The organism is Streptomyces sp. NPDC048383 (genome assembly GCF_040651775.1).
In the GTDB taxonomy this organism is placed as follows: Bacteria; Actinomycetota; Actinomycetes; order Streptomycetales; family Streptomycetaceae; genus Streptomyces.
Map to the genome: position 1 here is coordinate 26,535 of NZ_JBEZKS010000010.1, position 20,932 is coordinate 47,466.

The 20,932-nt window shown below is 71.2% G+C and carries 18 protein-coding genes and 2 tRNA genes; 3 read left to right on the top strand and 17 right to left on the bottom strand.

Annotated features, from left to right (window positions below; all coding sequences use genetic code 11):
- Positions 1–121: 121 nt before the first annotated feature.
- From AB0D46_RS09830 to AB0D46_RS09875, 10 genes are all read right to left on the bottom strand, one after another.
- Positions 122–928, bottom strand: coding sequence for a hypothetical protein (locus AB0D46_RS09830; RefSeq protein WP_362876778.1), 807 nt, complete (start codon positions 926–928; stop codon positions 122–124).
- 148 nt (positions 929–1,076) lie between these two features.
- A complete protein-coding gene (gene leuS / locus AB0D46_RS09835; RefSeq protein WP_362876779.1) occupies positions 1,077–3,950 on the bottom strand; it encodes a leucine--tRNA ligase in 2,874 nt (957 codons plus the stop codon).
- A 275-nt stretch (positions 3,951–4,225) separates the two neighbouring features.
- A tRNA-Ala gene (locus tag AB0D46_RS09840) sits at positions 4,226–4,298 on the bottom strand.
- Positions 4,299–4,469: 171 nt separating this feature from the next.
- Entirely contained in the window at positions 4,470–4,703 is a 234-nt protein-coding gene (locus AB0D46_RS09845; protein WP_362876780.1) for a hypothetical protein, read from the bottom strand.
- A 143-nt stretch (positions 4,704–4,846) separates the two neighbouring features.
- Positions 4,847–4,919 (bottom strand) — tRNA-Ala (locus AB0D46_RS09850).
- Positions 4,920–5,052: 133 nt separating this feature from the next.
- Complete coding sequence (locus tag AB0D46_RS09855; protein ID WP_362876877.1) at positions 5,053–5,709, bottom strand: histidine phosphatase family protein; 657 nt, start codon at positions 5,707–5,709, stop codon at positions 5,053–5,055.
- Entirely contained in the window at positions 5,706–6,155 is a 450-nt protein-coding gene (rsfS, locus tag AB0D46_RS09860) for a ribosome silencing factor (RefSeq protein WP_362876781.1), read from the bottom strand. The genes AB0D46_RS09855 and rsfS overlap by 4 nt, the downstream gene beginning before the upstream one ends.
- Positions 6,156–6,284: 129 nt before the next feature.
- Positions 6,285–8,009, bottom strand: coding sequence for a LytR C-terminal domain-containing protein (locus tag AB0D46_RS09865; RefSeq protein ID WP_362876782.1), 1,725 nt, complete (start codon positions 8,007–8,009; stop codon positions 6,285–6,287).
- A gap of 24 nt (positions 8,010–8,033) precedes the next feature.
- A complete protein-coding gene (gene nadD / locus AB0D46_RS09870; protein WP_281206789.1) occupies positions 8,034–8,651 on the bottom strand; it encodes a nicotinate-nucleotide adenylyltransferase in 618 nt (205 codons plus the stop codon).
- A 43-nt stretch (positions 8,652–8,694) separates the two neighbouring features.
- Positions 8,695–8,859, bottom strand: coding sequence for a hypothetical protein (locus AB0D46_RS09875; protein ID WP_362876783.1), 165 nt, complete (start codon positions 8,857–8,859; stop codon positions 8,695–8,697).
- 140 nt (positions 8,860–8,999) lie between these two features.
- Here AB0D46_RS09875 and AB0D46_RS09880 point away from each other — a divergent pair, with 140 nt between their 5' ends.
- On the top strand, positions 9,000–10,118 hold the full coding sequence (locus tag AB0D46_RS09880) for a M48 family metallopeptidase (protein ID WP_362876784.1): 1,119 nt from the start codon (positions 9,000–9,002) through the stop codon (positions 10,116–10,118).
- On the opposite strand, the gene AB0D46_RS09885 is transcribed toward AB0D46_RS09880, so the two are convergent.
- The 7 genes from AB0D46_RS09885 to AB0D46_RS09915 form a co-directional block, all read right to left on the bottom strand.
- Complete coding sequence (locus tag AB0D46_RS09885) at positions 10,096–11,301, bottom strand: hypothetical protein (RefSeq protein ID WP_362876785.1); 1,206 nt, start codon at positions 11,299–11,301, stop codon at positions 10,096–10,098. The genes AB0D46_RS09880 and AB0D46_RS09885 overlap by 23 nt on opposite strands.
- Before the next feature lie 68 nt (positions 11,302–11,369).
- Entirely contained in the window at positions 11,370–11,918 is a 549-nt protein-coding gene (locus AB0D46_RS09890) for a hypothetical protein (RefSeq protein WP_362876786.1), read from the bottom strand.
- Between the two features lie 76 nt (positions 11,919–11,994).
- Positions 11,995–13,278, bottom strand: a complete 1,284-nt coding sequence (locus tag AB0D46_RS09895; protein ID WP_362876787.1) for a glutamate-5-semialdehyde dehydrogenase — start codon at positions 13,276–13,278, stop codon at positions 11,995–11,997.
- Positions 13,279–13,486: 208 nt separating this feature from the next.
- Entirely contained in the window at positions 13,487–13,951 is a 465-nt protein-coding gene (locus AB0D46_RS09900) for a hypothetical protein (protein WP_362876878.1), read from the bottom strand.
- 81 nt (positions 13,952–14,032) lie between these two features.
- Positions 14,033–15,160 carry a glutamate 5-kinase gene (proB, locus tag AB0D46_RS09905; RefSeq protein WP_362876788.1) on the bottom strand — a complete coding sequence of 376 codons (1,128 nt, stop codon included), beginning with the start codon at positions 15,158–15,160 and terminating at the stop codon, positions 14,033–14,035.
- A 93-nt stretch (positions 15,161–15,253) separates the two neighbouring features.
- Positions 15,254–15,682 (bottom strand): GtrA family protein, encoded by a 429-nt coding sequence (locus tag AB0D46_RS09910; RefSeq protein WP_362876789.1) that lies wholly within the window; start codon positions 15,680–15,682, stop codon positions 15,254–15,256.
- Positions 15,679–16,656 (bottom strand): glycosyltransferase family 2 protein, encoded by a 978-nt coding sequence (locus AB0D46_RS09915; protein WP_362876790.1) that lies wholly within the window; start codon positions 16,654–16,656, stop codon positions 15,679–15,681. The genes AB0D46_RS09910 and AB0D46_RS09915 overlap by 4 nt, the downstream gene beginning before the upstream one ends.
- Before the next feature lie 158 nt (positions 16,657–16,814).
- Here AB0D46_RS09915 and AB0D46_RS09920 point away from each other — a divergent pair, with 158 nt between their 5' ends.
- Both AB0D46_RS09920 and AB0D46_RS09925 read left to right on the top strand, forming a co-directional pair.
- Positions 16,815–19,685, top strand: coding sequence for a bifunctional glycosyltransferase family 2 protein/CDP-glycerol:glycerophosphate glycerophosphotransferase (locus AB0D46_RS09920; protein WP_362876791.1), 2,871 nt, complete (start codon positions 16,815–16,817; stop codon positions 19,683–19,685).
- Entirely contained in the window at positions 19,682–20,863 is a 1,182-nt protein-coding gene (locus tag AB0D46_RS09925) for a glycosyltransferase (protein ID WP_362876792.1), read from the top strand. Before AB0D46_RS09920 ends, AB0D46_RS09925 begins: the two co-directional genes overlap by 4 nt.
- The last annotated feature ends 69 nt before the right edge of the window (positions 20,864–20,932 follow it).

A 20,932-nucleotide genomic window follows, 5' to 3' on the forward strand; every position in this document is an offset into this window, starting at 1 on the left:
CCGGGTCACGGCGGCCAACCGCCGCGCCCGGCCACCTCAGCCGACCCACCGCGCCCCACCACGTAACCGGCCACCTCACCTCACCGGCTCACCGGCTCACCGCACCGGCTCACCGGCCACCTCAGGTGGTGGCCTCAGGCCGGGGAGCCTTCTGCCACGGGTACCGCACCTGCGGCGCGGGCGGGTTCAGCGCGGCAGCCTCCGGCCGCCCCTCCCGAGCCGCCCACCCGGCCGGCGCCTGCGAACCCTGTGCCTCCGGCCCGCCCGGCACGCCCTGCGCACCAGCACCAGCACCAGCACCGGCCCCGGCCCCGGCCCCGGCCCCGGCCTGCTGCGCGTCCCACGCGGCCGCGGCGGCGGCCAGTTCGTCGACCGACTCCGGGGACCAGTCGCGCAGCGCGTCCGACTCGACGCCGATCTGGGTCGACAGCAGGTCCAGGTCGTCCTGCGCGAACCGGCGGGCACGATCCCGCGCGGCCCAGCGGAGCGCGTCCGCGGCCTGCGTGATCTTGGCGGTGCGCTCGCGGAGGGCCGGGAGGCTCTCCTCGATGCGCTTGCGGTCCGGGTCGTGCTCCAGCCGCTTCAGTTCGTCGTCCAGCTCGTACCCGTGGGCGCTGAGCCGCTCGAAGAGGTGGATCGACTCCTTCAGCGAGCTGTCCGCCTGCACGCCCTGGTACAGCGCCTGCTGCGTGGCCCGCATGGAGTTGCGCAGGTCCAGCCGCAGCTGCGCCAGTGCCCCCGTGACCCCGACCTGGCCGAAGCTCTTCGCCTTCAGGGTCGTGTCCTCGACCGTCCGGCGGGCCTGCGTGATCGTACGGTCCACGCCGCGCTTCGCCGCGCCCACCACCTTCACCGTGGCCCAGGCACCCAGCCCCAAGAAGGCGAACAGCACCAACAGGGCAAAGATGATCAAAGCGCCCGCCTCCATGAGGTTCCCTTCCTCCGCCGAATCCGTCCCCTCCACCGTAAACGCCAAGGGCAGGTCGGGGGTTCCCGTCGAACCCCCAACCTGCCCTTACGGGATGTCCCTCACCCGGAACCGCCCCTCACTCAGGGCGCCCCGCACGAGGCCCTCCTCAGATGACGATGTTGACCAGCTTCGGCGCCCGCACGATCACCTTGCGGACCTCCGCGCCGCCCAGCGCGGCGACCACGCCCGCGTCGGTGAGGGCCAGCTGCTCCAGGTCCGCGTCGGAGATCGTGGGCGGCACCTCCAGCCGCGCCTTGACCTTGCCCTTGACCTGGACGACGCAGGTGACGGCGTCGTCCACGACGTACGCCGGGTCCGCGACCGGGAAGTCCTGGTGGACCACCGAGTCGCCGTGACCCAGGCGGTGCCACAGCTCCTCCGCGATGTGCGGGGCCAGCGGCGCGACCAGCAGCACCAGCCGCTCGGCGACGGAGCGCTCCAGCGGGCGGCCCGCCTTCGTCAGGAAGTTGTTCAGCTCGGTGATCTTGGCGATGGCGGTGTTGAACCGCAGCGCCGCCATGTCCGCGCCGGCCCCGTCGATCGCCTTGTGCAGCGCCCGCAGGGTGTCCTCGCCCGGCTCCGCGTCGACGACCGTGACCTCGCCGCTCTCCTCGTCCACCACGTTGCGCCACAGGCGCTGCAGCAGTCGGTACGAGCCGACGACGGCGCGGGTGTCCCACGGACGCGAGACGTCCAGCGGGCCCATGGCCATCTCGTACAGGCGCAGGGTGTCCGCGCCGTACTCCTCGCACATCTCGTCCGGCGTGACGGCGTTCTTCAGGGACTTGCCCATCTTGCCGTGCTCGCGCTTGACGGGTTCGCCCTGGTGGAACCAGCCGCCGTCGCGCTCCTCGACCTCGGCCGCCGGGACGTACACACCGCGCGAGTCGGTGTACGCGTACGCCTGGATCATGCCCTGGTTGAACAGCTTGTGGAACGGCTCGACGGAGGAGACGTGACCCAGGTCGAACAGCACCTTCGACCAGAAGCGGGCGTACAGCAGGTGCAGGACGGCGTGTTCGGCGCCGCCGACGTACAGGTCGACGCCGCCGTGCGGGGCGCCCTCCCGCGGGCCCATCCAGTACTGCTCGATCTCCGGGTCGACCAGCGCGTCCGCGTTGTGCGGGTCCAGGTAGCGCAGCTCGTACCAGCAGGAGCCGGCCCAGTTGGGCATGGTGTTGGTCTCCCGGCGGTAGCGCTTGACGCCCGCCCCGTCGCCCAGGTCCAGCTCGACGTTGACCCAGGCCTCGTTGCGCGACAGCGGCGTCTCGGGCTGGGAGGCGGCGTCGTCCGGGGCGAAGGTGCGCGGCGAGTAGTCCTCGACCTCGGGCAGTTCCAGGGGCAGCATCGAGGCGGGCAGCGGGTGGGCGACGCCGTCCTCGTCGTAGACGATCGGGAAGGGCTCGCCCCAGTACCGCTGGCGGCTGAACAGCCAGTCGCGCAGGCGGAAGTTGACGGTGCCCTCGCCGATGCCGCGTTCGGCCAGCCAGTCGGTGATGGCGGCCTTGGCCTCGACGACGCCCAGGCCGTCCAGCGAGATGCCCTCGCCGGCGGAGTTGACCAGGGTGGCGTCGTACGCGACGAACGCGGCGTCCCACTCGGCCGGGTCGGTGCCCCGGCCGTCCGTCGGCTGCACGACGCAGCGCATCGGCAGCTCGAAGGCGCGCGCGAACTCGAAGTCCCGGCCGTCGTGGGCGGGTACGGCCATGATCGCGCCGGTGCCGTAGCCCATCAGCACGTAGTCGGCGATGAAGACGGGGACCTGCTCGCCGCTGACCGGGTTGGTCGCCCAGGCGCCGGTGAAGACGCCGGTCTTGTCCTTGGCCTCGGCCTGTCGCTCGACGTCCGACTTCGACGCCGCCTGCTTGCGGTACGCGTCGACGGCCTCGGCGGGCGTCGCCCAGCCGCCGGTCCACACCGGGTGGGTGCCCTCGGGCCACGCGGCCGGGACGATCGCGGAGACCAGCTCGTGTTCGGGCGCCAGGACCATGTAGGTCGCGCCGAACAGGGTGTCGGGGCGGGTGGTGAAGACGGTGATCGCACCGGCGTCGCCGACGGCGAAGTCGACGCGGGCGCCCTCGCTGCGGCCGATCCAGTTCCGCTGCTGCAGCTTGATGGCCTCGGGCCAGTCCAGCGCGTCCAGGTCGTCCAGCAGGCGGTCCGCGTAGGCGGTGATCCGCATGTTCCACTGGCTCAGCTTGGCCTTGAAGACGGGGAAGTTGCCGCGCTCGGAGCGGCCGTCCGCGGTGACCTCCTCGTTGGCCAGTACGGTGCCCAGCCCGGGGCACCAGTTGACCGGCGCGTCGGAGGCGTAGGCCAGCCGGAAGCCGTTCAGCACGTCGGCCCGCTCGCCCGCGGTCAGCTGGGCCCAGGCGCGGCCGCCGGGCACCTCACGGCTGCCGTCCTCGAAGGCGGCGACCAGCTCGGAGATCGGGCGGGCCTTGCGCGCCTCGGTGTCGTAGAAGGAGTTGTAGATCTGCAGGAAGATCCACTGCGTCCACTTGTAGTACTCGGGGTCGATCGTCGCGAACGAGCGGCGCTTGTCGTGGCCCAGGCCCAGCCGGCGCAGCTGGACCTTCATGTTCTCGATGTTCGCCTCGGTCGACACGCGCGGGTGCGTGCCGGTCTGCACGGCGTACTGCTCTGCCGGCAGGCCGAAGGCGTCGAAGCCCAGGGTGTGCAGGACGTTGTGGCCGGTCATCCGCTGGTGGCGGGCGAAGACGTCGGTGGCGATGTACCCGAGCGGGTGGCCGACGTGCAGGCCCGCACCGGACGGGTACGGGAACATGTCCATGATGAACTTCTTGGGCCGGGCGACCACGGCGGGGTCACCGGCCAGGTCCCCGCTCGGGTTCGGGGCCTCGTACGTGCCCTCCGCGTCCCATACGTCCTGCCAGCGTGCCTCGATGTCGGCGGCCATGGCAGCCGTGTAGCGGTGCCCCTCGGCCGCCTCGGGGGCCGGGGTGTTCGTCTCGCTCATGATTCCTGAAGCTCCATCGATCGACTCTGCCGTCTCTGCCTGCCCAAACGAAAAAACCCCTCGCACAGGAGGGGACGCCACGCCGATGCCGAACGCATCCGTGGGCTCGATGGGTCGGTACTGATCAGCGCGGCTCGGTAAGCAGAAGGCGTACGGCACGCATGGCGTCAGGGTACCGCAGCGGCCCCCGCGACCGCTCTGCCGTTCCGAGCGGTGGGCACAACGAGAAGCGGGCCACCCGATCAGGGTGGCCCGCTTCTTCATCTTGAATCTTGTGGAGCTATGGAGAATTGAACTCCAGACCTCCTGCATGCCATGCAGGCGCTCTACCAACTGAGCTATAGCCCCTTGTTCCGCTTGCCGCTTCGGTTTCCCTTGCCGGTTTCCCTTGGCGACGTCCCAAACATTACACGGTCATGGCCCTGGTCCAAAAATCGGTTTCCGCCGATCCCGGGCCATGTCCGCTTTGGGGTGTATCGCCGCCTTCTCGCCGCCTTCACGTCGGGCTCGTCGGGCTCGTCAGGCCCGCGCGAACTGGTAGAACCGCTTCAACGTGCAGTGCTCATCGAGCAGCCGCCCGTAGATCGGTTCCCCTTCGAGCTCCCGGTACGTCTCGATCGGGTCGCCTTTTATGATCAGCGCCCGCGCGCATTCCTCGCACCAGTACTGGTAGTCGTGGTTGACCGGTTCCATGTCCCGCACGATCGGCGTGCCGTTGTCGCACCAGTCGCACCGCCGCCGGTGTGCACCCATCCGTCAGCGACTCCCTCCCGCGTCGGGCCGTCGTGACCCCCTCCGGCCGTCCGATTCTGCCATGCCGGTGCCGGCGGGGGCAGCCGTCGCAAAAGGAACAAACGCAAGGATCCCGCCCCCTGTTGGGGACGGGATCCTGATTGTGGAGCTATGGAGAATTGAACTCCAGACCTCCTGCATGCCATGCAGGCGCTCTACCAACTGAGCTATAGCCCCGCTCTTCGCCGCGTTCCCCCCGTTTCCGGTGTTCTTCGCTGCGAACAAGAAGAACTCTAGCCTGCGACCAGCCGGAAAGTGAAATCCGGGTGGGAGGCCCGTTCCGATGCCTCGGGCCGGGCTCCGCGCGGGCTCAGTCGTCGTCGCCGAGCACCGGTTCGGGCAGCGTGCCGGCGTTGTGCTCCAACAGCCGCCAACCGCGCGCGCCCTCGCCGAGGACGGACCAGCAGCAGTTGGAGAGTCCGCCGAGACCCTCCCAGTAGTACGACTCCAGGCCCAGCAGGCGGCCGATCGTCGTACGGATGGTGCCGCCGTGGCTGACCACCACGAGGGTGCCGCCCGCGGGCAGCGCCTCGGCGTGCCGCAGCACCACCGGAGCGGCGCGGTCGGCGACCTCGGTCTCCAGTTCACCGCCGCCGCGGCGGACGGGCTCGCCGCGCTTCCAGGCGGCGTACTGCTCGCCGTACTTCGCGAGGATCTCGTCGTGGGTGAGGCCCTGCCACTCGCCGGCGTAGGTCTCGCGCAGCGCCTCGTCGTGCTGGACGGACAGGCCCGTGACGGCGGCCAGCTCGGCGGCCGTGTCCGCGGCCCGCCGGAGGTCGGAGGCCACGATGGCGTCCGGCTGCAGCGAGGCGAGCAGCCGAGCGGCGCGGCGCGCCTGCGCCACACCCGTCCCGGTCAGCTCTATGTCCGTGGAGCCCTGGAAGCGTCGCTCCAGGTTCCACGAGGTCTGGCCGTGCCGCCAGAGGACGATCTTCCTGCTGGTCGTGCCCGTTTGGCTGGTGCTCAGAACAGATCACCGTCCAGTTCGTCGTCGTCGCCCGCCGCCTCGCGCAGCTTGGCGTGCTCCTCGGCCTTGCCGATGGTGAGCTTGGCGTCCTCGGGGAGCTCGATCTCGGGGCAGTCCTTCCACAGGCGCTCCAGCGCGTAGAAGACGCGCTCTTCGCTGTGCTGGACGTGGACGACGATGTCGACGTAGTCGAGCAGGATCCAGCGGGCGTCGCGGTCGCCTTCGCGGCGCACCGGCTTGGCGCCGAGCTTCTTGAGGAGCTGCTCCTCGATCTCGTCCACGATCGACTTGACCTGGCGGTCGTTGGGCGCGGAGGCGAGGAGGAAGGCATCGGTGATCGACAGCACATCGCTGACGTCGTACGCGATGATGTCGTGCGCGAGCCGGTCGGCCGCGGCCTGGGCGGCGGCGGTGATGAGCTCGATGGAGCGGTCCGTGGCGGTCACGTGGCCATGCTTTCGGGTTGACGGGCAGATCCTTACAAGGGTCTCATGTACCGCCGACCCCGCCCGCGCAGAACGTTCCGCGCGGGCACAGGCCCAGCTCAGGGCCCCTGCGGGGGAGCTCAGGAGCCCTCAGGACGCCTTGTAGTCGCGGCCCAGGACGACCACGACGTCCGCGTTGACCGCGTTCTCCGCCTTCTTCACGGCCGTTTCCGGCAGGCCGAGCGTCTTGGCGACGTCGATCGCCCGGTCCCGCTGGGCGTCGTCCTGGTAGGTGATCCGCGAGGTGGCGTCGGTCCTGTCGGCCTTCCCGCCGTCCACGAACGCGTAGCCGCCGTTGAGCAGGGCCGCCTTCGCCGCGGTCCCGGTCCGTTCGTCGCCCGTGGCGTCCTTGAGACCGACCCGGGGGGCGGCGCCCGGCTGGGCCGCGGTGAAGGAACCCCCGAGGACCTCCTTGACGACCTTCTTGTTCGCCTCGTCGGTCAGGCCGCCGTCGGGCTTCACGCCGAGGACGTCAGTGCGGTACGCGCCGACCTTGGCGTGCTCGCCGATCCGCGACAGGAGCGCGCCGAGGTTCTGCGCGTCGAGTCCGGGGTCCAGGATCTGGCCCATGCTCTCCACGGTCGTCGCGGCCGACTTCGGATCGCCGGGGATCTTGCGCAGGACGGCGTACAGCACGCGGCCGGTGCGCTCCAACTGCTTGGCCTCCGGTTCCCCGGGAGCGCGGTGGGTGGCGTACGCGACGGCCATCGCCCCGGTGAGGCTCTGCTCGGGGCCCTGTCCGACGGCGGGGGTCCTGGCCCGCTCGTCGGCCGGGACGGCGGTGTCGGTGTCCGTCTCGATGCCGCCGACCAGCTCGACGAGGCGTTCCAGGAAGGGGGTGTCCAGGCGCCAGGTCCCGCCGATGCGGGTGCCGAGGACCGTGTCGAGGGATTCGCGGGTGCCGGGGGCGCCCTCCTCGACGGCTTTGCCGAGGGCCGCCGGGGTGCCGTCCTGCTTGGTGACTCCGAGGGTGTTGGGCAACAGGACGGTGGCGCCCCGGCGGGTGGTGACGTTGTCCACGAGGAGGGCGGTGGAGGTGCCGCCGCGCTTGGTGTTGTGCAGGTGGACGACGATCATGTCGCGCTTCTGCTCGCCGGCGGGAGCCGCGGTGTTCCGCTGCTCGCCGGGGCCGTCGAGGAACGGCAGCCGGTCCGCGTACCAGAGGTAGCCGGCGCCCCCGACGACGAACAGGGACAGGACGACGATCAGCGCGACCCCGCGGTTGCGACCCCGCCGGCGGGCCTCCTCGCGGCGCTCGGTGCGGCTCTCGGTGAAGGCGAGCCAGTCGATGACGTCCTCGGAGTCCTCGTCGGGCTGGTCGACGAAGTCGAACCGCTCGGCGCGCCGGTCCGCGCCGGCGCCCTGGTCGCCGGTCGGCTCGCGGCGCGGCTCGGGGACCTGCGGGGGCGGCTCCGGAGCCGCCTCGTACCGCTGGTGCGGCGGCTCCGGGTCCTGGGGCCGGTACGTCGGCTCCGGGGCGCTCTGCTGCGGGATCCACTGCTGCGCCCGCCGGGTGTCGTACCCGGGATCGAGCTCCTGTGGGTAGGGGGGCTGCTGGTACTGCTGCTGTTGGTACGGCTGCTGGTACTGCTGGGGCGGCTGTTGCTGTTGCTGCTGCGGGTACGGCTGTTGCGGGTACGGCTGCTGCTCGTATCCGTATTCGTACGCGTACCCGTACGGAGGGGGCGCGGCCGGGGGCGGGGCGGCGGGTGGCGCGGCGACCGGGCCGTACACGGGTCTGCCGTACGGGTCGTAGCCGATGAGCTCGCGCTCCTGGGCGGCGTACGGGTCGTACGGATCCTGTGGGTCGTTCACCGCGGGCCCCTCTCTTCCGGAAGCTCAGGCTCCCCGGTACAGCTCACGCTTGTCGATGTAGCGCACCACACCGTCGGGAACGAGATACCAGACCGGATCGCCCTGGGCGACCCGGGCTCGGCAGTCCGTGGAGGAGATGGCCAGTGCGGGGACCTCGACGAGGGAGACGCCGCCTTCGGGCAGTCCGTCGTCGGTGAGCACGTGGCCGGGGCGGGTCACTCCGATGAAGTGCGCGAGGGAGAAGAGTTCCTCGGCGTTGCGCCAGGTCAGGATCTGGGCGAGGGCGTCGGCGCCGGTGATGAAGAACAGGTCGGCGTCGTCGTTGAGCGCGCTCAGGTCCCGCAGGGTGTCGATCGTGTACGTCGGGCCGCCGCGGTCGATGTCGATGCGGCTCACCGAGAACTGGGGGTTCGAGGCCGTCGCGATGACCGTCATGAGGTACCGGTCCTCGGCGGGCGACACGGCCCGCTGCGACTTCTGCCAGGGCTCACCGGTCGGTACGAACATCACCTCGTCGAGGTGGAACAGCGCGGCGACTTCACTGGCGGCCACGAGGTGGCCGTGGTGGATCGGGTCGAATGTCCCGCCCATCACGCCGAGCCGGCGCTTGACCGGGCCGGTAGGCATTTCCTGCTCTCCCATGAGCGCAGAGCCTACTGGCCCGGTGCCGCGTGCACGGAGGGGCTTAGCGGTCGCGGTTCAGGCGCGTGGTCACCCAGAGCATCAGCATCAGGATGACGAACGCAGCGCCACCGGTGAGGTAGGGGCTCAGGCTGTCGTGGTTGCTGCCGTGCTCGGCGCCCCCCGATGCGAGAACGACCATGTTGTGGGCGGTGGTGGAGAGGCTCATCAGGCAGATACCTATCGAGTCGGGGAGCGTGCGGAGACTTCGCTCACATCGTAAGCGGGGCCCCTGGGCACGCTCACGCCGACTCAGTCGTTGGAGAGGATGGACGCCACAGGGCACAGGTCGATCGAGGGGGAGGCGCTATGACGGACACGGGTTTCGAGAAGGCACCGGCACGCAATCGCAGGAGGTTCCCCGGAATCTCCTCACGGGCGTACGAGCACCCCGCGGACCGTTCCGCGCTGGTCGCGCTGCGCAAGCTGAGCGGCTTCGACACGGTGTTCAAAACCCTGAGCGGGCTGCTCCCGGAGCGCAGTCTGCGCCTGCTCTTCCTGTCGGACTCGGTGCGGGTCGGCGAGACGCAGTTCCCGCACCTGCACGGGATGCTGCGCGACGCCTGTTACATCCTGGACCTCGAGACCGTCCCGCAGATGTACGTGCGGCAGGACCCGACGCCCAACGCCATGTGCATCGGCCTGGACGAGCCGATCATCGTGGTGACGACCGGCCTCGTGGAGCTGCTCGACGAGGAGGAGATGCGGGCGGTGGTGGGCCACGAGGTGGGCCACGCGCTGTCCGGGCACTCCGTGTACCGCACGATCCTGCTGTTCCTGACGGGTCTGGCGCTGAAGGTCGCGTGGATCCCGCTGGGCAACGTGGCGATCATGGCGCTGGTCACCGCGCTGCGGGAGTGGTTCCGCAAGTCGGAGCTGTCCGCGGACCGGGCCGGTCTGCTGGTCGGCCAGGACCTGAACGCCTCGATGCGCGGCCTGATGAAGATCGCGGGCGGCAACCACCTCCACGAGATGAACGTCGACGCGTTCCTGGCCCAGGCGGACGAGTACGAGAAGAGCGGGGACCTGCGCGATTCCGTGCTGAAGATCCTCAACGTGCTGCCGCGCACCCACCCCTTCACCACGGTCCGCGCGGCCGAGCTGAAGAAGTGGTCCCAGCACCGCGACTACCAGCGGATCATGGACGGCCACTACCCGCGGCGCGAGGAGGACAAGGACACCTCGGTGACCGACTCCTTCCGCCAGTCGGCCTCGCACTACGCGGACACCGTGCGCACCAGCAAGGACCCGCTGATGAAGCTGGTCGGGGACATCGCCGGCGGCGCGGGTGACCTCGGCGGCAAGCTCCGCGACCGGTTCACCGGAGCCGGGGCCGGCGGGGGCACGGGATCCGGATCGGGTACGGGTACGGGTACCGCCGGCGGCGGTACCGATGGCAAGGGCGCTACGGGGCCGGAGCAGGGCTGACGGGAACCGCCACCTGCGGCGCGGGCGCCGGCACGAGCGGCGCCGGCGGCGGCTGCGCCGTGGGCGCCGCGCCCGGAGCCAGTACCCCGCACAGCCCGGCCGTGCGCCGGGGCCTGCCGTCGGTGTACGGATCGGTCGCGGGCGGGCCCACGGTGGTGGGCGCCGCCCCGGCCGTCAGCGGGCGGAAGCCGCCCGCGGGGTCACTGGCGCAGTCCTGCGGGCCGGCGAGCACGTAGGCGGAGGTCAGCTCGGTGCGGCGGGCCGTGAGGTCGTCCTTGTCGATGCGCATCCGCAGCTCGCGCCGGACGGTGAACAGCGAGGCCCCGTCGGCGCCGGCCGGCGCGCCGCCCGCCGGGCGGACGGCGTACACGAAGGTGTGGTCGGTGGTCACTTCCAGGGCCTCCGGCGTCAGCTCCCGGAAGGCGAGGGTGCCGCTGACCCTGACCCTGGTGTCGGCCACCAGGGCGACGGTCGGGTCGAAGCGGACGAGCCAGCCGGTCGCGGCGTGCCCGCCGTCCCCGGCGGGCGCGGTCATGCTCCGGTCGAACTGGGTGAGCTGACCGGGGTCGAGCAGGACCCGGACGGGCCGCGAGGCGGTCCCGGACAGCACGTCGGGGTCCAGCGAGGACTGCACCAGGTAGTCCTTGGCGATGGACAGCGCGGCGACGACCTGCCCCTCGGTGAAGTGGTGCGTGCGGCGCAGGGCCGGAAGGGTGATCCCGGCCGCGCCGACCCGGTAGTCGGCCGCCCGGCTCCTCTCGTACAGCTCGGCGGGTTTCCCGCCGGGCACCGGCTCGGCCGGGGCGAGGGGGACGACGACGCTGCTGAGCGGCTCGGCGGTGCCACCGGGCGGTGGGACGTACGGGTTGCGCAGGCCCATGTAGACGGCGACCGCGAAGGCGGTGGCGATGAGCAGGACGAGGAGCATGCCCTGGCGGGCGCCGCGCCCCGGAGTGCTCGTCCCCTGCCCGGCGGCGGCTCCGCCGGCCGACCAGAGGGAGCGGCTGCGGACGGCCCGGGCGTGCTCGCCCATGCGTTCCTCGGCGGAGTACTCCTGGAGCCGGGCAGCGCGGACGAAGTCCTCGTCGAACACCACCGACCGGTACTCGTCCGGGCGCGGTTCGTCATCGCCCCCGCCGATGCCGTCAGGGGTGCCGCCTGGTGGATCTCCTGGAACGGCCATCGCTTCTCCCCGCTGTCCCCGCTTCAGAGAAGCCCCCGTCTCCGGTTCGCGCAAGCGGGGTCGTACCTTCAGGGTTGGCGAACCACGGGGTACGTAAACGCGCCGACGTCCCCGACTTCCCTGAGCGGGGTGCTGGCGGGTGTCGGGGTGGGGTCCGCTTCGCCGGAGGTGTTGCGGTACACGGCGCTGAAGGCGAGGGCGACCATGCCGAGCCCCATGACGAAGGCGAGCACCCAGGCGACCGGGCGCAGCCACGGCGACCGGCCGCGGTAGGGGCGCAGGCTGCCGCCGTAGGCCCCGTACGGGCCTTCGGCGTAGCCGTGGTGGTCGGGGTCCCAGCCGGGGTCGTCGAGGCCGTAGCCGTCGGGGTGGCCGTAGCCGTGGTCGTCGTCGCCGTTCCAGCCTCCGGCGACGCGGGCGGCCTCGGCCTCGGCGCGGGCCCGGTCGGCGGCCCGTTGGCGCTCGGCGGCGCTCGGTTCATGGATCTCGGCGTTCCGGACGAAGGCCTCGTCGAACACCACGGAGGCGAAGTCGTGTTCCGCGCCTCCGCGGTCGTCTGCATCGTCTTCGGGGGCCCCGTCGTCCGGGAACGGCTTGCCCCCCACGTCGTCCGGCACAGCACCAGCGTAGACCTGGGGGGCGGCTTTGGGCAGGCGTACGCCGGCATCCGGCCACAGCGTGTTCCCGGGGCGGTTACCGGATGTGACCGTCGCCGGTGACGATGTACTTGGTGGAGGTGAGCTCGGGAAGGCCCATCGGGCCCCGGGCGTGCAGCTTCTGGGTGGAGATGCCGATCTCGGCGCCGAAGCCGAACTGGCCACCGTCCGTGAAGCGGGTGGAGGCGTTCACGGCGACGGTGGTGGAGTCGACCAGCTGGGTGAACCGGCGGGCGGCGGCCTGGGAGGTGGTGACGATCGCCTCGGTGTGGCCGGAGGTCCAGCGCCGGATGTGGGTGACGGCGTCGTCGAGGGAGTCCACGACGGCGGCGGCGATGTCGTAGGACAGGTACTCGGCGGCCCAGTCCTCGTCGGTGGCGGGCAGCGCGGTGGCCTTGGTGCCCTCGGCGGCGGCCAGGACCCGCTCGTCGCCGTGGACGGTGACGCCGGCGTCGGCGAGGGCGTCGAGGGCGAGCGGGAGGAACGCGTCGGCGATGTCGCGGTGCACGAGGAGGGTCTCGGCGGAGTTGCAGACGGAGGGCCGCTGCGCCTTGGAGTTGACGAGGATGTCCACCGCCATGCCGAGGTCCGTCTGGGCGTCGACGTAGACGTGGCAGTTGCCGGTACCGGTCTCGATGACCGGGACGATCGACTCCTCGACGACGGTCTTGATGAGGGAGGCGCCACCGCGCGGGATGAGGACGTCGACGAGGCCGCGGGCGCGCATCAGTTCGCGGACGGAGTCGCGGGACTCGCCGGGGACGAGCTGGATCGCGTCGGCGGGCAGGCCGACGCTCTCCACGGCGTCGCGCAGGATGGCGACGAGGGCCGTGTTGGAGGCGTAGGCGGACGAACTGCCGCGCAGGAGAACGGCGTTGCCGGACTTCAGGCAGAGGGCGGCGGCGTCGACGGTGACGTTGGGGCGGGCCTCGTAGATGATGCCGACGACGCCGAGCGGTACCCGGATCTGGCGGAGGTCGATGCCGTTGGGGAGGGTCGAGCCGCGGACGACCTCGCCGACGGGGTCGGGGAGGGCGGCGACGTCGCGCACGTCGGAGGCGATGGCCCCGATCCGCTCCGGGGTGAGGGTGAGGCGGTCGATGACCGTCTCGCTCGTACCGGCCTCGCGCGCCTTGGCCGTGTCCACGGCGTTGGCGGTGACGATCTCCGCCGTACGGGCCTCCAGGGCGTCCGCGATGGCCAGCAGGGCCGTGTCCTTGGCGGACCGCGGGAGTGGCGCGAGGGTGGCGGCCGCCGTACGGGACCGCTGCGCGGTGGCGAGGACGGGGGTGGTGGCGGGGGCGTCGTCGAGCGAGGTCATGCGGTCAGGGTAGTCCCCGGTCCGGCCGGGTCCGAAGGGGTTCCATCCCCCGAGACGGGGGCGCGGGACGCTGCGCGGGGCTGCTCCCCCGGCTCCCGCCGGTCGGGGGCCGGGCTCCGCCCCGGACCCCGCGCCTCGAACGCCGGCGGGGCCGGATGGGCCGGGCTCCGACGTCGGACGACGGGGACTTCGGGCGCCCCGTCCCCGCCTAGTACGGGTGGACGCCCACCGGGTGCGCCGGGGGCGGGCCGTAGCCCTCCGCCACGCGTTGGTGGTAGGTCGCGCGGTCGATGACCTCCAGGCCGACGATCTCCCAGGGCGGTAGTTGTGCCGAGGAGCGGTGTTCGCCCCATAGGCGCAGGGCGACGGCCGCCGCGTCGTGGAGGTCGCGGGCCTCCTCCCAGTAGCGGATCTCCGCGTGGTCGTCGGCGTACCGGCTGGTCAGCAGGAAGGGGTGGTCGTGGGCGAGTTGTTCCAGCCCGCGCCGGACCTCCGACAGGGGTGCGGGCTTTCCGGAGACGCTTAGGGTGATGTGCCACAGGCGGGACTCGTCCCGGTCCCCGTGGCCGTCGTCCCCGTGGCCGTGGTCCCCGTCCCCGTCCCCGTTTCCGTGCCCGTTCCCCCGGCCGTGGCCGTCCCCGGTGCCGACGCTGGTCAGCGCTCGTCTCACCAGCCGCCTCCTGTCTGCGCTACGCCTGTCCGCCCCTCACAGTTGACCAGTCCCCGGCCCCCCGCGCGGCGGTTTTGCCGAACCTCAGCCCTGGAGCAGCACCAGATCGTCACGGTGTACGACCTCCCGCTCGTACGCCGGTCCGAGCTCCCTGGCGAGCTCGCGGGTGGAGCGGCCGAGGAGCTGCGGGAGCTCCTTGGCGTCGAAGTTGACGAGGCCCCGCGCGACGGCGCGGCCGTCCGCGGAACGCAGCTCCACGGGGTCCCCCGCGATGAAGTCCCCCTCGACGGCGGCGATCCCGGCGGGCAGCAGGGAGCTGCCGCGTTCGGTGACGGCGCGGACGGCGCCGTCGTCCAGGACGAGGTGGCCCTGCGGGGTCGAGGCGTGCTGGAGCCACAGGAGCCGGTCGGCGGAGCGACGGCCGGTGGCGTGGAAGTGCGTACCGGTCGGGCGGCCGGAGAGCGCGTCGGCGGCCTGGCTGGCGGAGGTGAGGACGACGGGGATGCCCGCCGCGGCGGCGATCCGGGCGGCTTCCACCTTGGTGACCATGCCGCCGGTGCCGACGCCCGCCTTGCCGGCGCTGCCGATGCTGACGTGGGCGATGTCCTGGGGGCCGCGCACCTCGTCGATGCGGGTGGTGCCGGGCTGCGAGGGGTCGCCGTCGTAGAGGCCGTCGACGTCGGACAGCAGGACGAGGAGGTCTGCGCGGACCAGGTGGGCGACGAGGGCGGCGAGCCGGTCGTTGTCGCCGAAGCGGATCTCGTCGGTGGCGACGGTGTCGTTCTCGTTGACGACGGGCAGCGCGCCCATGGCCAGGAGTTGGTCGAGGGTCCGGTAGGCGTTGCGGTAGTGCGCGCGCCGGCTAGTGTCGTCGGTGGTGAGCAGGACCTGGCCGACGCGGATTCCGTAGCGGGCGAAGGAGGCGGTGTACCGGGCGACGAGCAGGCCCTGGCCGACGCTGGCGGCGGCCTGCTGGCGGGCGAGGTCCTTGGGCCGGCGGCGCAGCCCGAGCGGGGAGAGTCCGGCGGCGATGGCTCCGGAGGAGACCAGGACGATCTCCTTCTCCCCGCCGCCGCGCGCCTTGGCCAGTACGTCGACCAGGGCGTCCACCCGGTCGGCGTCGAGTCCGCCTTCGGCCGTGGTCAAGGACGAGGAACCGACCTTGACCACGATCCTGCGGGCGTCCAGCACGCCTTGCCTTGCCGCTGACACGTCTGTCCCCTTGCCCCTTGCCGGACGGCCGGACGGTTGGTCCGGCCGACCCGCCCAATCTACGGGGTGGCCGTGAGCGCGCGCTCGGCGGTTTCAGACCGTGGACGAGGACGGCGGCCGCGGTGCGGGTTCCGCTTCGCGGGGGGCGCCGGGTACCAGGATCCTGCGGGACAGCAGGAAGGTGAAGGGGATGGCGACGACGGCCGCGACGAGCGGCGCGATCCGGGTGTCCATGCCGGCCCAGCTGACCAGGGCGTAGAGGCCGACGGACTGGATGACGTAGTTGGTGACGTTGGTCAGCGGGAAGAAGAGGAACTTCTTCCAGGTGGGCCGGGTGCGGTAGGTGAAGTAGGTGTTCATGAAGAACGACCCGATCATCGACAGCAGGAAGGCCAGGGTGTAGGCGGCGAAGTACGGCATCCACGGGTGCAGGAGCAGGTAGCACCCGAAGAAGCTGCAGGTGTTGACGCCGCCGACGAGGCCGAACCGGAAGATCTGGCCGAGCTGTTCCTTCTTCGTCATCCTCGGCTGCGCTCCGCGATCACGGCTTCGGAGATCTCGGGCATGCGCTCGGCTCCGTGGGCCTCCTTGACCAGGAAGTGGGGCCGGCGCTTGGTCTCGTAGTAGATGCGGCCGATGTACTCGCCGATCAGGCCCAGCATGATCATTTGCATGCCGCCGATGCCGGCGATCATCGCGACGAGGGTGACGTAGCCCGGGGAGTCGATGCCGTTGGTGATCGCCATGACGGTGATCCACAGGGCATACAGGCCGGTCAGCCCGACGAGCGACACGCCGAGCCAGATCCCGATCCGCAGCGGACGGTTGTTGAACGAGATCAGCCCGTCCATGCCGTAGTTCAGCAGGCTGCCGAACTTCCACTTCGTCTCGCCGGCCCCGCGCTGGGCGTTGCGGTAGTCGAAGTGGACGGTGTCGAAGCCGATCCAGGAGAAGAGGCCCTTGGAGAAGCGGTTGTACTCGGGGAGCGCCAGGAGGGCGTCCACCGCCGGCCGGGACAGCATGCGGAAGTCTCCGACGCCGTCGGCCAGCTCGACGTCGACCCAGCGGTTGACGCCCCGGTAGTAGAGGCGGCTCAGGGCCGAGCGGAGCTTCTTGTCGCCTTCGCGGGTGCGGCGGGCGATGATCTGGTCGTGGCCCTGCCGGTAGTGCTCCAGCATGGTGGCGATCAGCTCGGGCGGGTGCTGGAGGTCGGCGTCCATGATGACGACGGCGTCGCCGGTGGCCTCGCGCAGACCGGCGAGCATGCCGGCCTCCTTGCCGAAGTTGCGGCTGAAGGAGACGTACCGGGTCCGGTCGGGGCACTCGGAGGCGATCTTGCGGAGCTTCTCGAGAGTTCCGTCACGACTGCCGTCGTCGACGTAGCAGACCTCGTACTCGACGGGCAGGGCGTCGAGCACCCGCCTGATCTCCGCGTCGAAGCTGTCGATCACTGCTTCTTCGTTGTAACAAGGGACGACTACCGACAGCTTGGTCATGAGTACTTCCTGGTGGGTCCGAACGGGTGATTGTCGGCGACCGGACCCGCCACTCACCTCTTCCTCAGAAGTATGCACGCCGGTGGCCGGCCTGCCGGAGTCGCGTGCGGTACACGGTAGCTTTGACGGGATAAGCGGAATGGAACGAAGGGATCGAGGTGCACGTGCCTGACGTCTCCGTGGTCGTCATCGTCTACAACGACGCAGAGCGTCTGCCGACAGCCGTCCAGTCGGTTTTGGACCAGACCCTGCGCGGGGTCGAAGTCGTGATCGTGGACGACTGCAGCAAGGACGGGTCCTACGCGGTCGCCAAGGAGCTGGAAGCGGCGCATCCGGGGCGGGTGCGCGCCTTCCGGCTGCCCGAGAACAGCGGCGGCTGCGGCGCGCCGCGCAATCACGGCATCAAGCAGGCCACGGGCACGTACGTCATGTTCCTGGACAGTGACGACGTACTGGAGCGCAACGCCTGCCGGAACATGCTGGCGGCCGCCGAGCGCACCGGCTCCGACCTGGTGTCGGGCATGTGCGTGCGCGTGCACCTGGACAACCGGTGGAACAAGACCACCGAGTGGTACCCGTGGATCTACTCGCGCACCCGGACGCTGGAGTCGATCACCGAGTACCCGGACCTGCTGGTCTACGACACCCTCTCCACGAACAAGTGCTACCGGCGCGCGTTCCTGCTGGAGCAGGGCCTGGAGTTCCCGGTCGGCATCCACTACGAGGACCTGCTGTTCTCCGCGCAGGCCTACGTGGCCGCCCGCCGCATCACGCTGATCCCGAACCACGTCTACTTCTGGAACGTGGTCGAGAAGGCGGCGGCGAAGTCGATCAGCAACCGACGCCACGAGATCGCGAACTTCGTCCACCGGATGGAGATCCACCGCCGCGTCGACGACCTGCTCGCCGCCAACGGCCACACCGCGATCAAGTCGGCGAAGGACGCCAAGTTCCTCAAGCACGACCTGGTGCTGCACCTGCGTGACCTGCCGCTCCTCGGTCACGACTACCGGCAGCAGTTCGCCCGGCTGGCGAACGGTTACCTCGCGGACCTCGACCCGGCCGCGTACGAGAACGTCACCCACCTCCAGGCCATCTGCGCCTACCTGCTCGGCAAGGAGGACTGGGACAACCTGCTCGCCGCGGCCGACGCGATGACCAACAAGGGCCGGCTGTCCTCCCCCCTCGCGGAGCGCGACGGCCGCGTCTACTGGTGCGGGGGCCATCTCGACGACGCCGAGGGCCGCCGGATACTGGACGTCACCGGCCAGGGCTTCCACACCGCCCCGCTCGCCTCCCTGGCCCTCGGCAACCGTCTGACCTCCTACGCGGACGACGGGCGCGGCACCGTCACCCTGGCCGGCTCCGTCGTGAACCCGCTGGGCCGCATCGCCGCCGACAGCGACTTGAAGGCGACGCTCGAATTCCGGGCCCGCCGGCAGATCGGGGTCCGCTCGTTCAGCTTCCCGGTCACCCACGTGCGCCACGCCGGTGACTCGATCGAGTGGTCCACGACGGCCGACGTCGGCGCCACCGTCCGCCCGCTCGGCATCATCGACGCCGTCTGGGACGTCCGGCTCAAGTTGACGGCGGGCGCCGACCGGATGACGACCCGCGTGTCCGTCGGCGCCGTCGACCTCGACTCGGCGGCCCGGCTGCGCGTGCGCCCGCGCCTGACCCGGCTCGTCTCCGACCGCTTCGAGCCGGAGATGACGAAGAAGGGCAACCTCTCGTACGTGCTGACCGCCGAGGGCGCCGCGGCCGTCCGCACCCGGACGCTGATCAACAGCGCGATGCACGGCAGGGCCGCCGGGGTGGTCAAGCGCGGCCTGCGCCGCGCGCTGCGGGCCCGCCGCAACATCGGCTCGGGCGAGCAGAAGGTGAAGGTCTACCACGAGGTCTTCTCGAAGCTGCCCGTCAAGAAGGGCACGGTCGTCTTCGAGAGCCACATGGGCAAGCAGTACAGCGACAGCCCCAAGGCCATCTACGAGGAGCTGGTCCGCAGCGGCGCGCCGTTCGAGGCGATCTGGTCGTACGCGGGCGGCAAGCCCACCGGCTTCCCCAAGGAGGCCACCCTCGTGCGGCGCTGGAGCTGGCCGTACCTGCGGGCGCTCGCGCAGGCCGAGTTCTGGGTCGACAACCAGGGCTTCCCGTTGGCCCTGACCAAGCGCCCCGGAACCACGTACATCCAGACCTGGCACGGGTCCGCGCTCAAGCGGATGGGCTTCCACGAGCCCCGTACCAAGGCGCAGGGCAAGGCCGGGCAGGACCGTTTCCAGGCGGCCGTCGACCGCTTCGACCACTTCCTGATCCGCTCCGAGCACGACACCCGCACCCTCGCGAAGGGGTTCCGCCTGCGCGACGAGGTCCTGTTGCGCACCGGCTACCCGCGCAACGACGCCCTGGTCGAGGCGCACCGCGCCGAGGCGGACAGCGGGGAGCGGCTGCGCGGTCCGCTCGCCGCGGAGCTGGGCATCGACCCGGACAAGAAGGTGCTGCTGTACGCGCCGACGTTCCGGGCGAACGCGGACGGCACGGTGGAGAACTTCACGTTCCCCTTCGACGTGGAGGAGTTCGCCGACCGGCTCGGCGACCGCTTCACCCTGCTGGTGCGCACGCACTACCTCAACAGCGTGTCGCTGCCGCCGTCGGTCGCGGGCCGGGTCCTGGACGTGTCCCGGCACCACGACGTCACCCCGCTGCTGGCCCTGGCCGACGGGCTGATCACTGACTACTCGTCCGTGATGTTCGACTACGCGGTGCTGGACCGGCCGATGCTGTTCTTCGCGTACGACTACGAGGCGTACGCGACGGACATCCGCGGCACGTACTTCGACCTGAAGGAGAAGGCGCCCGGCCCCGTCGTGTCCACGGCCGACGAGCTGATGCAGGCCGTCGCGGCCTTCGACGAGGCGGACGCCAAGTACGCCGAGGCCCGTCAGCGTTTCCTCACCGAGTTCGGCGAGTACGACCGCGGCGACGCCGCCCGCCAGATCGTCGAGAAGTTCTTCACCAGGAGCGGCAAGTGAGCCTCCAGCCCCACGGGTCCGCGGCGCCGGGCGGCCGCGACGTCTTCCTCGTCTCCAACAGCGTGGACGAACTCGGCGGGGTCACCACCTGGTCGCACCAGATGGCCCGGCTGCTGACCGACCGCGGGCACCGGGTGCACGTCGTCGGCATCGCTCCCGTCGCCGAGGAGATCCGGCAGAAGCTGCCGGCCGACCTGCCGTACGCGACGACGACGCTCTACGACACCCACCCGCCGAAGGCCCGCCGGCTGCGCGGCATCAAGGGCCGGCTGAACGCCCCCGAGCGTCGCCGGCAGGCGGCCCGGCGGGCCGGGATGCGCGACCGGGCGGAGACGCTGAGCGGTCTGTTCCGCGCGGCCCGGCCCGGCGCCGTGGTCATCGTCACCCAGGTCTGGGCGATGGAGTGGGTGGCCCTCGCCGACACCAAGGGGCTGTCGGTCATCGGGATGAGCCACGAGTCCTTCGAGGCCAGCCAGAAGTCCACCCGGGGCGAGCGGGTCCGTCGGCACTACCGCGAGGTCGACCGGCTGCTGGTGCTGACCCCGGAGGACGCGGACCTGTGGATCCGGGCCGGCATGGAGAACGTCGACAGCATGCCGAACCCGCTGCCGTTCATGCCGGACTCCCCCGCCCCGCGCACCGCGAAGGTCGTCGCGAGCGTCGGCCGCCTCGCCTTCGAGAAGGGCGTGGACCTGCTACTCGACGCGTGGGCGGACGCCGCCCCGCACCACCCCGACTGGACCCTGCGGATCTACGGCGCCGGCGTCGAGGAGACGTCCCTGCGGGCGCACTGCGCCTCGCTGGGGCTCGACGACTGCGTGGAGTGGATGGGCAGCACCGACGACGTACTGGGCTCCCTGCGCGAGGCCTCGGTCTTCGCCCAGGCCTCCCGCGCCGAGGGCTTCCCGATCACCCTCCTGGAGGCGATGGCGGCGGGCCTGCCGGTGGCCGCCTTCGACTGCGCGCCGGGCGTACGGGCCATCGTGGAGCACGGCGAGGACGGGCTGCTGGCCCGCCTCGGCAACACCATGGAACTCGCCGGGCACCTGGACGCCCTGATGTCGGACGCGGCCCTGCGCGACCGGCTCGGCGACGCGGGCTTCCGTCACGTGCGGCGCTTCTCCAGTGCCGAGATCACCGACCGCTGGGAAACCCTGTTCGCGTTCCTGGACCGCTGAGCCCCCGCAGTACCGACGAAGCCGCCCGCCCCGGACCGTTCCGGGGCGGGCGGCTTCGTCGGCGCCGTG

What these genes read in the sequence shown, in the direction of transcription:
- AB0D46_RS09915 (WP_362876790.1), bottom strand. Translation starts at nt 16,656, where the DNA reads ATGACCAAGCTGTCGGTAGTCGTCCCTTGTTACAACGAAGAAGCAGTG.
- AB0D46_RS09880 (WP_362876784.1), top strand. Translation starts at nt 9,000, where the DNA reads ATGACGGACACGGGTTTCGAGAAGGCACCGGCACGCAATCGCAGGAGG.
- AB0D46_RS09830 (WP_362876778.1), bottom strand. Translation starts at nt 928, where the DNA reads ATGGAGGCGGGCGCTTTGATCATCTTTGCCCTGTTGGTGCTGTTCGCC.
- AB0D46_RS09895 (WP_362876787.1), bottom strand. Translation starts at nt 13,278, where the DNA reads ATGACCTCGCTCGACGACGCCCCCGCCACCACCCCCGTCCTCGCCACC.
- AB0D46_RS09845 (WP_362876780.1), bottom strand. Translation starts at nt 4,703, where the DNA reads ATGGGTGCACACCGGCGGCGGTGCGACTGGTGCGACAACGGCACGCCG.
- AB0D46_RS09910 (WP_362876789.1), bottom strand. Translation starts at nt 15,682, where the DNA reads ATGACGAAGAAGGAACAGCTCGGCCAGATCTTCCGGTTCGGCCTCGTC.
- nadD (WP_281206789.1), bottom strand. Translation starts at nt 8,651, where the DNA reads ATGGGAGAGCAGGAAATGCCTACCGGCCCGGTCAAGCGCCGGCTCGGC.
- leuS (WP_362876779.1), bottom strand. Translation starts at nt 3,950, where the DNA reads ATGAGCGAGACGAACACCCCGGCCCCCGAGGCGGCCGAGGGGCACCGC.
- AB0D46_RS09875 (WP_362876783.1), bottom strand. Translation starts at nt 8,859, where the DNA reads ATGAGCCTCTCCACCACCGCCCACAACATGGTCGTTCTCGCATCGGGG.
- AB0D46_RS09885 (WP_362876785.1), bottom strand. Translation starts at nt 11,301, where the DNA reads ATGGCCGTTCCAGGAGATCCACCAGGCGGCACCCCTGACGGCATCGGC.